This window comes from Nitrosomonas sp. (assembly GCF_022842015.1).
In the GTDB taxonomy this organism is placed as follows: Bacteria; Pseudomonadota; Gammaproteobacteria; order Burkholderiales; family Nitrosomonadaceae; genus Nitrosomonas.
This window is the reverse complement of the sequence record NZ_JALHQJ010000096.1, coordinates 1-8,944: the sequence shown is the minus strand read 5'-3', so window position 1 is coordinate 8,944 and position 8,944 is coordinate 1. Positions and strand designations below refer to the sequence as shown.

The following is an 8,944-nucleotide window of genomic DNA, read 5'->3' as shown; positions in this document are numbered from 1 at the left end:
GACGGTGGAGAAGACATATTTGCTCACTTCTCTGCAATCACCAGTGGCGGTTATAAATCACTACGAGAAGCTCAGCGTGTTACCTTCGACATCACAACTGGCCCTAAGGGTAAACAAGCGTCCAATATCGTACCGCAGTAAATATAGTTAGAAGTAGCATTAATAAAAAATCGACCGCTTGCGGTCGATTTTTTATTGCAGAATCTTTAGTTCGTTCTTATCATAACTATCCCATAAGTTTTCACAACCAGACGATCTGATATTGTTGGCCTGTTTATCGTTGGATAGATCTCTTCGCAATAAAACCATGAGGTTACGTTATTCAACTAAATTCAAATACAGCAATCTAAGTTAACCCCTGGTACTTCAAGGCCGACTCGCAACTAATAACTTTAAATTTAGTTATTGACCTTAAAGCGATAACAAGAATATCTTTTTCTCTGTCAAACGGCTCTGTACCAAGCATCATCGCTGTTATTCACATTCGACATGAAGCTTGATAGCGCTCTTTTTGTCGCGTAATAATTTACCTACGGAGAAACCAACAGACAAAGGTTTATGGTAAAGAGAATGAACCTGGGTTGAAGTATTGTTTTCTAAAATATCTCGCAAGCTTTTTCGACCGGCGAATTGCGCCATGCCAAGGTCACTACCTCCGACCATCTGGATGCAGCACGTAAAGATCAATCTGAATTATGCCTTTCTGCCAGGCTCTTAAATTCAAATCTCGGAGCAAATCGTGGTATTTGTGAGAAGATCGCGTCACATGCGCCATGTACCTGATTATCCCAGTCAGAAAGTTATACGAAAACTCATTATGCCAATTATAGTTCAGTCAGGTTGACTTGCTTTGGTGTTGACAGACAGCAGTAAGTTTTCAAATCAAATCGTTCCTCCATTCTCAAGCCACTCCCGACAATCAGGCGTCAACGCACGTTTGCAAGCGGCGTCGTAGCATACCAACTCTTCATCAGAGAGCACGTCGCGCCAGCGGTTATTGGTGCCTTTGTGCATAAAAGTCTCCGCTCCACCCTTCCAGAATTGACCACCTCCCGGCGCATACAACTCGCCCTGGCGTTTCATTTCGGCAAATGAAACGGCCTTGATGATGCCTTCCCAAGCTTGTTCAGGTACTTCGATTTCCAGAAAAGCGGCGATGCGGCAAACCTCGCGCTCGGTGTCTGCGAGCATGTCGCTATAGTGAAACAACTGAATATTAGGCAAATGACGGAAATTCCACCAGGATTGAACATTGGCGAGATGCGACCAGTATGGCCAGCCGTCTGTTTCCCACGCAAAAGAGCCTCGGGATATCCAATTCCGCCAAAAATCATGAATATCCTCCGGAGGAAGCGGGAGTTCATCCCCCATGCGTCCAGGTAGCATATTCAATAGCATGAACATCTCTTCCTTCATTTTCGCATAGTGATTCCACAAAGACATGAAGACATCACGCGTGTCGCGAGCGACATAGAGATATTTGATTTTTTCACTATATGGCACACCATCAAGCGGCAGGTGCGTCTTGATAAAGCGGCGATGTTGCTGCGCCTTCAAGTTGTTCAAAACCACTTCAAGCGGAATAATCCGCATGTCCAGCCACGGCGACATTTGCGCAGGTGGAGCCGGGAAATCCCCATCGGGAAAGAGCAGATGCGCAACAATCGCTTGCGTCCACGTCGTACCCGCTTTGTATGATGTTGCGATAACGATATCATTATCACGCGACTGAAAATAATCCCAGCGTGTGCTGTCGAAATGATGATTCTGATAGATATGGGTACGTTGAGGTAAATTCTGCATTTTGGTAGCCTGTTATTAAATGTTGTTAACCTTTAGGAACACACTCGAGTTGGCAAGCAATCGCCACGAGCAGATAATGAATTGTAACAAATCTGTGATCGACTTAATGGGCAACCGCTTGCATTCAACGCATCATGTTATTCCTGCGATACGGTTCTTGGCCGCCGGTCGTTATCGATCGCCACATAAGTCAGAACGGCTTCGGTCACTTTGATGCAAATTTCATTACCCCCTTCGCGCACTCCGCGTTGCGCATATACCGCCACATCAACGGTAATCGAGGTTCGCCCAATCTTAATGATGTCGGCATAGAAACTGACCAGATCGCCAACAAATACCGGCTGTTTAAAAACAAACGAATTGACAGCAACTGTGACGACCCGCCCACGCGCTTGGCGAATCGCCGGAATGCTTCCGGCGATATCCACTTGCGACATGATCCAGCCGCCGAAAATATCGCCAGCATAATTCGTGTCAGACGACGTCGGCACCATGCGCAGTATGGGCTGTCTTTCCGGCAACGGGGCATGAAGTGCTGAATCGTGGGTTTTATTGTCGTGCATGACAAGTACAAGGCGATTTATCAGACAATAGACTATCAGATAATCTATGTATGTCCAAAATCCAAAAAAACGCGAAAGTGGATATAATCCACACCTTCGCGTTCGTATAAGTCATAATGTGTTACTTGGAGCAGAACTCAGCGCTCTGGAGCTCATGGGGAAAACTATTGCACGCTCTAAAAACTCAACCCTACGAAATTCATGGCCAAGACTAAGATAACAGCTGCAGATTAACTCTGCAGCAGTTGATTTACCTCAGCAAGATCAAATGTTTCCGGGTCAAATGAACCCTCAATATCCTCAGCAATCCATTCCAGCATGACTTCATGTTCCGGGTGTGCCGGATCAGAAATTGCATCCAGAAACATCATATATCCTCCAATACCTCCAATATCTTCCGGCGGACAGGCACGGCGCCCTTTCAGACAAATGGGTAAAGTAGCACTGGTTTCAAAAGGCAGAATTTTCTCCAAAACCACCTCGTGTTCCCAACCATCACCAAAATCATAGAGATAGATCAGCTTTCCCTTTTCTTGCTTCAATATTTGATCTAACCGGTATCGCGTTTCATCTTGAGCATCTGAAGGAAAATCCTCATCCGGCTCACCATAACGATCCCGTCCTTGAATAAACTCGTGCAGGTGGGAATTGGTCCAGCCCATCACGATTTGCAAAATGAGATGAATATCATCCAGCTTAGTCGTGCTCGCAACTAAAATCCTGCGCCAAATTGGCGGACGCATGCCTTTCAGGGTTACTTTAAGCTGATAAATGGAGCGTAAAGATTTTGCTGTTAAACGTGTTGCTATCACTATTAGTCTCTACTTTCAAAACGGTAAAACGCCAGCATTCCTCTTAAGTTTGGCAGGAAATTTACTGGGCGATAATGATTATTCATCACACTGCGCTCCAAAATTCGCGCGTTGCATCGCTGACACAGCTCTTCAAAATCACCCAGCGTACAAAGATGAATATTCGGCGTATCGTACCAATTATACGGTAATGTTTCTGACACAGGCATACGTCCGGAAACTACTTGCACGCGGTTTTTCCAGTGGCCAAAATTGGGAAAGGAAATAATTCCTTCCTTGCCGACCCGCAGCATTTCCTGAATGATACCCTCGGTGTTCCGCACAGCCTGCAAGGTCTGCGACAGAATGACATAATCGAACGAATCCGATGCGAAGCTGGACAATCCCGCTTCAAGATCATTATGAATTACATTGATACCATTGCGAAAACAACTGAGAAGATTATCATCATCGATTTCCACACCGTAGCCAAAGACGTTACGCGTATCGCGTAAATAGCGCAATAACGAGCCATCACCGCAACCCAAATCGAGTATTTTCGCGCCAGGATTAATCCATTCCGCAATGGCGGCAAAATCCGGGCGTAATGCAATGGTTGATGGTGCTATGGTATCAGTCATGATTAATGATCAGGTTCATTTTTACCTAAATAGAAATATTGTCCATATACGCCCGCACCAGTTGATGATAACAAGGCGTTGTCATCAAAAACGAGTCATGGCCATGACTGGAAGTAATTTCAGCATAACTTACATTAAGCTTGTTTTTTAATAGGGCTTTGACAATTTCCCGGGAACGCTCGGGTGAAAAACGCCAATCCGAGGTAAACGATATCACCAGGAAATTTGCTTTGGCTACCCGGAATGCCGAGCTCAGGTCACCATCATAAGATCCGGCTGGATCAAAATAATCCAGCGCTTTAGTCATCAGCAAATAGCTATTGGCATCGAATAAATCCGCAAATTTGTCGCCTTGGTAACGCAGATACGACTCGATTTCGAACTCCACATCAAAACCGAAAGAAAGTTCACCGTTGCGTAAACTGCGACCAAATTTAGCTGCCATCGAATCATCGGAAAGATAAGTGATATGTCCCAGCATGCGCGCCAGCCGCAAGCCACGTCGAGGCAGGGTATCATAGGCATAAAAATTACCACCGTAAAATTCCTGGTCAGTCATGATCGCTTGGCGGGCAACATCATTAAATGCAATATTTTGTGCGGTCAACTTGGGAGCCGCCGCGATCACCAGCGCATGACGAACTTTTTCCGGATAATCCAGTGTCCATTGCATCGCTTGCATACCGCCCAGACTACCGCCCACCACTGCGGCAAACTGCTCAATCCCTAAATGTTCAGCCAATTGTGCTTGCGTCTCGACCCAATCTTCTACCGTCACCACAGGAAAGCTCGCGCCATAATGCTTGCCAGTGCGGGGATCAATGCTGGCCGGCCCCGTAGAACCGTGACAACCACCCAGATTATTCACGCCAATGACAAAAAGCCGATTGGTATCGATCGGCTTTCCCGGGCCGACCATATTATCCCACCAACCGATGCTCTTCTCATCATCCGCATAAACACCAGCCACATGATGAGTGCCGGAAAGTGCATGACAAATCAAAACAGCATTGGATCTTGCAGCGTTCAGTTGTCCGTAGGTTTCATACACCAAATGATAGCTATCCAGCGACAATCCGCTTTTCAGCTGCAATGGCTTATCAATTTGTACGTATTGGGGGATTACTACACCCACTGATTTTGAATCTTGCATTTGTATAAAAGGAGAATTCCAGGCAAACAACCAAATATTTCGTCAGCCATTATATCGTCAATAAATCAGCGCATACTAGTCATTCAATTTAGCCAGCAACGCAGCCATCTTTTCCGGTTGGTCCGTCCTGATGATTTTTTGCGCTAATGGAATAATATCAGGCAAATGGCTTTTCAGAATCTGGTTTTTTACTGTCAGCAACTGCGACGGATACATGGAAAACTGCTGCAATCCAATCCCTAACAACAATCGCGTAAACTGTTTGTCACCCGCCATCTCGCCACAGATGGATACCGGCACTTTGGCGCGATTGGCGCTCTGGATAATGTGCGAAACCAGCCAGAGTATCGCAGGATGAAAAGGATCGTACAAATGCGCCACAGCATCATCAATCCGGTCAACCGCCAAAGTATATTGAATCAAATCGTTAGTGCCGATCGATAAGAAATCCAGCTTGCGCATAAAAGATTCGATACACAAGGCAGCCGCTGGTATTTCTATCATACCGCCGATTTTAATATGCTCATTAAACTGAATTTTGTCATCGCGTAAAGTCTGTTTGGCATACTCAATGTATTGCAGTGTTTGATCGATTTCCGCAACATTGGACAACATTGGCACCAGAATACGCACTTCGCCGTACCTGGAAGCGCGCAAAATAGCGCGCAATTGCTTGTGAAACATTTTCGGTTCTGCCAAGCTTAATCGAATCGCACGCAAACCCAATGCCGGATTAGTCGCAACTTGTTCACTCCCCTTGAGACTCTTGTCCGCGCCTAAATCGAATGTGCGTATGGTGACCGGCAACTTATGCATTTTCACCGCCACCGTGCGGTACGCTTCAAATTGCTCATCCTCGCCCGGCAAATCATCGCGATTCAGGAATAAAAATTCACTACGGAACAACCCAATGCCAACAGCACCACTTTCTTTGACTTGCGCAATATCCTCCGGCAGTTCAATGTTGGCATGTAAATCAACCTGCGTGCCGTCCAATGTTACCGCAGCAACGCTTTTAAGGCGTTGTAATTTCTTCCTTTCCAATCCAAACTGGCTTTGCCGCAGGCGATATTCATCCAGAACATATTTGTCCGGATTTACAATTATGATGCCGTGAGTCCCATCGACAATCAGCCAGTCATTTTCCAAAATCAACTGATGCGCATGGTGCAATGCCACGATCGAAGGAATGTTGAGACTGCGCGCAACAATCGCAGTATGCGATGTCTGGCTGCCCAAGTCGGTCAGGAACGCGATGAATTGATGTTGTTTGTACTGCATCACATCGGCGGGACTTAGGTCGTGCGCAACCAAAATACTGTCGCCAGTCAACTTCGGCGCAATCGGTAAAGAACTGGGATGCCCCAACATCGCTTTAAGTACACGCTCAACCACTTGCTTTACATCGGACTTACGTTCGCGCAGGTATGCATCCTCAATTGCTTCAAACTGCGCCAACAATTCCTGCATCTGCTGCGTTAACGCCCATTCAGCATTGCAATAGGTCTGCACAATCATGCTGCGAGTGGCTTCTGACAACATCGGATCATCCAGGATCATCAAATGCAAATCGAGAAATGCACTAAACTCCGCACGCGCATGTCCGTCTGCAACAGATTGTTGCAACGCCTCGAATTCTTTTCGCACCACAGCAAAAGCACTGTTCAGCCGTGCAATTTCTTTCTCTACCTGATTTTTTGGAATCAGATAGTGCACCACCTCCAATGCGGCAGGATCAGCCAGATGCGCGTGACCGATTGCGATGCCTTCCGATACGCCTATGCCATGTAAAATAAAGCTCATTCACCCTCGCCAAAATAATCTTCAACCAATGCGACTAATGCTGTCATCGCCTCAATCTCGTCATCACCCGTAGTTTCGAGCTGTATGCGCGAACCCTTATTGGCTGCCAACGTCATCACACCCATAATACTTTTCGCATTGACGCGGCGGCTATTACGCGTCGCCCAGACTTCGCTGTTAAATTGACTCGCCAGTTTGGTCAGCTTTGCTGATGCTCGCGCATGCAAGCCCAGTTTATTGACAATTTCGACTTCCTTAATTTGCATGATTTGATTCTTCCGCGTTAATTTGTAGCACACCACTCTGACCGCCGCTTAATCCTTTCTTGATCACATCAGATAACGGCTCATTCCTATAAGTTATCACACGCACCAGCATCGGTAAGTTGGCACCGACAAGACATTCCACTTTACCGGACCGTATCAATCGACTGGCAATGTTGCAGGGTGTCGCACCCAACATATCGCTCAATATCAGAACGCCATCCCCACTATCCAGTTGTTCTATCAATTTGCGCGCTTTAACTAACACGACCTCAGGGTCATCCTGGATAAAAACACCTAAATGCGACAACTGCCGCGGCTTCATACCCACCACATGACTCGCACAGCGAATCAAATGATCCCCCAAATCTTCATGTGTGAGCACTAAAATCCCTATCATCTTGTTTTTTACATTATTCTTAAAATTCGGCTAAAGATTTTAGCATTGACGGCACTTAAATACCTTATGCTGTCAGGCATTATCTTAAAATTATTTTTATGCAAAGACATTCCATCATTTCTGTGTTTTGGAGGAAAATAGAAACCAGTGAATTAATGACCTACCGATCACTCAAAAGCTGGTAAAGCCGTTAATAGAATACGTACCTAACTATCTTGACTCACAAAACATTATCATTTAATGGGTTGCGAAAACATGGAAAAGAATGACCGAATCCAGACATTACTCAGAGCGGCTGAAGCAATGTCTCAGGGCGATCTCACACCGGATATTCCAACCGGCGATGACGAAATTGGTCGCCTCGGAAAATCACTAGAAAAATTATCCAGCTATCTTCAGAAGCAACTCAAAAGAAATCAATCGCTTTATAAGATTATGGTCGAATGCAACCGCAATCTTCATTTAATCGATGTTTTGAACCATATCTATGAATCCTTCCAGGATCACCTGCCTTACGATCGGATTAGCCTGGCATTGCTCGAGAATGATGGAAACAAACTTAAATTACATTGGTCACGTGCCAGTTATGAGCCATTGATATTAAACACCGGACTCACTATCCCTACGTCTGACAGCAGTCTATTAGCACTTACAAATCCCAGAGACATGCTAATTATTGATGATGTAAATGCACACCTGGAGAAACACTCTAAATCCCGCCTTACGCAAGCCATTTTTAGCGAAGGTATCCGTTCCTGTCTCATCTGCCCTTTGCTTGCCGGTGGCAAACCAACCGGGTTTATTTTCTTTTCCAGTCGTAATAAAAATGCCTGCAAAGATTTACATTCACAGCAAGATCTAGCGTTGCAAATCGCCAGTCAGGTATCTATTCTGATTGAAAAAAACCAATTATACCAAGGGATGAAGTTAAACAAACAACTCAAGGCACAGAAGAAATCACTCGAACAACGTGTCAAACACGATGCGCTAACCGGCTTGCTCAACCGCCCCGGTATATTTGACATTCTGCACAAACAAATCCAGCGTGCTAAACGAGGGGGTTACAACATAGCAATCATCATGATCGATATTGATCACTTCAAAGCCATAAATGATACCTACGGCCATCCTGCAGGGGATGCAGTATTATGTGAAATTGCCAACCGGCTGACTGAGTCAGCCCGTTCTCATGAATACATTGGACGTTATGGCGGTGAAGAGTTTCTGGCAATCCTCTCGCCGTATAATCTGGATGGCGCGTTAAGAGCTGCAGAAAGATTTCGTAATGCAGTCGCTTGCAAAGAAATTAAAATCAATGAAACCTTTGTCTCCATAACAATCAGTTTGGGCGTGGCGATCGGCGCAGAAGCAAAAACGCTGAATGAGAAATCGCTATTAAAAAAAGCAGATGAGGCGCTTTACCAAGCTAAACATAAAGGTAGAAACCGGGTGGAACTGGCAAGCCACACATTGACCAGTAGAAAAGTCTCTTAGACTCGCACAAACAGAATAAATCCTCTTAACTAA

The 8,944-nt window shown here is 45.5% G+C and carries 10 protein-coding genes; 2 read left to right on the top strand and 8 right to left on the bottom strand.

Annotated features, from left to right (window positions below; genetic code table 11):
• A partial coding sequence (locus tag Q0C11_RS13695; protein WP_293008909.1) for a cold shock domain-containing protein occupies positions 1-141 on the top strand: 141 nt, incomplete at its 5' end.
• A 741-nt stretch (positions 142-882) separates the two neighbouring features.
• Here the strand turns inward: Q0C11_RS13695 and Q0C11_RS13690 are convergent.
• The 8 genes from Q0C11_RS13690 to Q0C11_RS13655 all read right to left on the bottom strand — a co-directional run bounded on the left by Q0C11_RS13690 (position 883) and on the right by Q0C11_RS13655 (position 7,417).
• The gene (locus tag Q0C11_RS13690; RefSeq protein ID WP_293008907.1) at positions 883-1,803 is read right to left on the bottom strand and encodes a sulfotransferase domain-containing protein; all 921 of its coding nucleotides are present in this window, start codon (positions 1,801-1,803) and stop codon (positions 883-885) included.
• Between the two features lie 137 nt (positions 1,804-1,940).
• Complete coding sequence (locus tag Q0C11_RS13685) at positions 1,941-2,366, bottom strand: acyl-CoA thioesterase (protein ID WP_293008905.1); 426 nt, start codon at positions 2,364-2,366, stop codon at positions 1,941-1,943.
• A gap of 230 nt (positions 2,367-2,596) precedes the next feature.
• On the bottom strand, positions 2,597-3,178 hold the full coding sequence (locus tag Q0C11_RS13680) for a plasmid pRiA4b ORF-3 family protein (RefSeq protein ID WP_293008903.1): 582 nt from the start codon (positions 3,176-3,178) through the stop codon (positions 2,597-2,599).
• Between the two features lie 2 nt (positions 3,179-3,180).
• The gene (gene metW, locus Q0C11_RS13675; RefSeq protein WP_293008901.1) at positions 3,181-3,798 is read right to left on the bottom strand and encodes a methionine biosynthesis protein MetW; all 618 of its coding nucleotides are present in this window, start codon (positions 3,796-3,798) and stop codon (positions 3,181-3,183) included.
• Between the two features lie 25 nt (positions 3,799-3,823).
• Positions 3,824-4,951: a homoserine O-acetyltransferase gene (locus Q0C11_RS13670; RefSeq protein WP_293008899.1), complete on the bottom strand. Its 1,128-nt coding sequence runs from the start codon at positions 4,949-4,951 to the stop codon at positions 3,824-3,826.
• A 75-nt stretch (positions 4,952-5,026) separates the two neighbouring features.
• Positions 5,027-6,754 carry a phosphoenolpyruvate--protein phosphotransferase gene (gene ptsP / locus Q0C11_RS13665; RefSeq protein WP_293008897.1) on the bottom strand — a complete coding sequence of 576 codons (1,728 nt, stop codon included), beginning with the start codon at positions 6,752-6,754 and terminating at the stop codon, positions 5,027-5,029.
• Positions 6,751-7,020 (bottom strand): HPr family phosphocarrier protein, encoded by a 270-nt coding sequence (locus Q0C11_RS13660; RefSeq protein ID WP_293008895.1) that lies wholly within the window; start codon positions 7,018-7,020, stop codon positions 6,751-6,753. Before Q0C11_RS13660 ends, ptsP begins: the two co-directional genes overlap by 4 nt.
• On the bottom strand, positions 7,010-7,417 hold the full coding sequence (locus Q0C11_RS13655) for a PTS fructose transporter subunit IIA (RefSeq protein ID WP_293008893.1): 408 nt from the start codon (positions 7,415-7,417) through the stop codon (positions 7,010-7,012). The genes Q0C11_RS13660 and Q0C11_RS13655 overlap by 11 nt, the downstream gene beginning before the upstream one ends.
• Before the next feature lie 255 nt (positions 7,418-7,672).
• Between Q0C11_RS13655 and Q0C11_RS13650 the strand changes: the two genes are divergently transcribed.
• Positions 7,673-8,911: a diguanylate cyclase gene (locus Q0C11_RS13650; RefSeq protein ID WP_293008891.1), complete on the top strand. Its 1,239-nt coding sequence runs from the start codon at positions 7,673-7,675 to the stop codon at positions 8,909-8,911.
• Positions 8,912-8,944 lie beyond the last annotated feature (33 nt).